Annotated in this window: 3 protein-coding genes; 2 read left to right on the top strand and 1 reads right to left on the bottom strand. The window is 68.9% G+C overall.

All coding sequences use genetic code 11. The features are described from left to right. Together FFS27_RS32065 and FFS27_RS32060 are read left to right on the top strand one after the other, a co-directional pair. The coding region (locus FFS27_RS32065) for an ABC transporter permease subunit (RefSeq protein WP_137952517.1) at positions 1-268 on the top strand (268 nt) is incomplete at its 5' end. Between the two features lie 178 nt (positions 269-446). After that, positions 447-1,574, top strand: coding sequence for a glycerophosphodiester phosphodiesterase (locus FFS27_RS32060; RefSeq protein ID WP_003124592.1), 1,128 nt, complete (start codon positions 447-449; stop codon positions 1,572-1,574). A gap of 65 nt (positions 1,575-1,639) precedes the next feature. Here the strand turns inward: FFS27_RS32060 and zapE are convergent. Next, positions 1,640-2,123: AFG1/ZapE family ATPase (zapE, locus tag FFS27_RS32055; RefSeq protein WP_121341640.1), on the bottom strand; the 484-nt coding region annotated here is incomplete at its 5' end.

Genomic DNA, 2,123 nt, shown 5'->3' with positions numbered 1-2,123 from the left:
CCGCCACATCATCTGCAACGTACTGTTGCCGGAGGCGCGACCGGGCATCGTCGGCGGCTTCACCATCACCCTGGTGACCATGATCAACTCCTCGGCCATGGCCGGCGCGATCGGTGCCGGCGGCCTGGGGGACCTGGCCTACCGCTACGGCTACCAGCGCTTCGACACCCAGGTGATGCTCACCGTGATCATCGTCCTTGTGCTGCTGGTCACGTTGATCCAGTTCGGCGGCGACCGCCTGGCCCGCCTGCTGAACAAACGCCTGTAGAATCCGCCCTCCCGGCCTGGGAGGGCTGGCGCTTTGCCGAGGGCGACAGGAACCAGCGTCGCCGCGACAGCGCATCTTTCCCCCGCGCCGGACAGACCTGTATCTGTCGTCCTGCGGTCATCCGGCGACGCCAGACTGGTCGGCAATCCCGTGAAAAAGAAAGAAGGAAAGGCGCCTTATGCGGCAAAGATTCTGGCAAGGAACATTCAAGACCCTGGGCCTCCTCGGCCTGACGGCGGGGCTCGCCGCCCAGGCCGCGGAGCCGTCCGGCAAGGCCCTCAGCGCCGCCGCCGGCGTGCCCTGGCCGGCGGTCATCGCCCACCGCGGCGCCTCGTACGACGCCCCCGAGGAAACCGCCGCGGCCTACCTGCTGGCCCGCGACCTCGGCGCCGACTACCTGGAAGCCGACGTGCAGCGCAGCCGCGACGGCGTGCTGGTCGCCCTCCACGACGACACCCTGGAGCGCACCACCGACGTCGCCGAGGTCTTCCCGGGGCGCGCCAAGGACCCGGTGAGCAGCTTCACCCTCGCCGAACTCAAGCGCCTGGACGCCGGCTCCTGGTTCAATCGCGCCTTCCCCGAGCGCGCCCGGCCCGGCTTCGTCGGCCTGCGCATCCTCACCCTCGACGAGATGCTCGATATCGCCGAGGGCGGCGCCAACAAGCCGGGCCTGTACCTGGAGACCAAGGTACCGGCGCAATTCCCCGGCATCGAAGACGACCTGCGCAAGCTGCTGGAACGCCGCGGCTGGCTGCAACCCCGCGAGCGTGCCGCCGCCGGGCATGTCGACGTGGCCCACGGCAATGGCCGGGTGATCCTGCAGACCTTCGAGAAGAGCAGCCTGGAACTGCTGCAGGAAAGCATGCCGCAAGTGCCGAAGATTCTCCTGCTGTGGCTCGGCGACGGCTACCTGGAAGCCCGCTCGCCAGTGACTTTCAAGGAATCCGGGGAAACCGACAAGGCAGCCTTCTACGCCAGGCAGGAAGTGAAGTCCGAAGCCGAGTTCGGCGCCTGGCTGGACTGGGCCAAGGCCCACGGCGCGCTGGGCACCGGGCCCTCGGCGACCCTCAGCGAACGCGGCGAACAGAGCTATGCCGACCTGGTGAAACCCTGGATGAACCGCATGACCCACGCGCGCGGGCTGTTCATCCATGCCTACTCGGTGGACTCGGCGGAAGACTTCAAGGCCCTAGGCGCGGCCGGCGTCGACGGTTTCTTCACCAACCGCACCTCGGAACTGCTGAAGTTCCAGGGCCGCCCGGCGGCGCAAGACATGGACGCGCTGCTGCGCCGGCACGGCTATTGAGCCTCGGCCTGGCCGGCGGATGAGCGCGGGCGGCCATCCGCAGTTCCCGCTTCGGCGGCGCGGCGCTAGCCGGCGCTGTCGCTGCCGAAGCGTGCCAGCTGCATCTCGCGCAGCCGGCTGAGGGTGCGACGGAAGGCGAAGGCCAGGTAGCCCTCGGTATAAAGTGCCTCCAACGGCACCCTGGCCTCCAGGTAGAGCGGCACCTTGCGGTCGTAGCATTCGTCCACCAGGGCGATGAAGCGCCGCACGCCGTCGTCGTGCACCGACAACTGCGGCAATTCGCGATCCCCCGCCTCCACCAGTTGCGCGCCGTCCTCGGTGCCACGGGCTATGCGGCCTTCGCGCTGGCTGGCGCTCAGGCACGGCAGGTCGTCCATCAGGATCGCCCGGTAGCGGTCGCAAAGGCCGATGAAGTCCAGCGCCGACAGCGGTACCTCGCAGAGCTGCGCATAGCTGCACCAGAGCACCGACTCGCTGTGCCGGCGCACCGCCAGCGGGCGGTGCCCCAGCTCGATGGGCTGCGCGGACACCACTTCGCCGGCGCTCAGG

Origin of the sequence: Pseudomonas sp. 2VD, from assembly GCF_005503585.1 — a bacterium.
Classification (GTDB): domain Bacteria; phylum Pseudomonadota; class Gammaproteobacteria; order Pseudomonadales; family Pseudomonadaceae; genus Pseudomonas; species Pseudomonas aeruginosa.
The sequence above is the reverse complement of the archived record's forward strand: the minus strand, read 5'-3'. Positions and strand labels throughout refer to the sequence as shown.